We start from the raw sequence: 487 nt of genomic DNA on the forward strand, positions 1-487 counted from the left end.
GCTGCGGCGACGTCGGTGTCAGATCGGCGGCGTATCGCGTGCGGCTTCGCGTTGGTTGAGTTCGCGTTCGGCGTTGATGCGTGTTTGGTTGTCGGCGGCGCGGGTGCGTCGTCGTCGTGGCATCTTCAGGGCGCGCTGCGCTGAAGGTGGGGGCGCGTTGGCCGGCGGGGGTAGGTCGGCGGTGGTGGTGTCCCAGTTCGGAAACAGCACCCGACTCATCGGGTAGGTGCGGTAGGTGTGTCCGCTGGGCGCGGTCCACACGATGATGCCGTCGGGATACTGCTCGTCGCGCCAGCCGCAAAAAGTCTTCAATAAATGATGTAAACGACACAGGCACTTGGTGTTTGACGGATGAGTGGGCCCACCGGGGTAGGGCACGCTGTGGTCGATGTCGCAGAATTGGGCGGGGCGGTCACAGCCGGGAAACCGACACGTCATATCGCGCATACGCACAAAGCGTTCACCGGCCCGCGAGGGCCGATACCCC

1 protein-coding gene is annotated in these 487 nt (G+C 64.7%); it reads right to left on the bottom strand.

What is annotated here, in order from left to right; translation table 11 throughout:
* Positions 1-18: 18 nt before the first annotated feature.
* A partial coding sequence (locus tag ABQE44_RS25820; protein ID WP_448432663.1) for an HNH endonuclease signature motif containing protein occupies positions 19-487 on the bottom strand: 469 nt, incomplete at its 5' end.

The organism is Mycolicibacterium sp. XJ2546 (genome assembly GCF_053483195.1).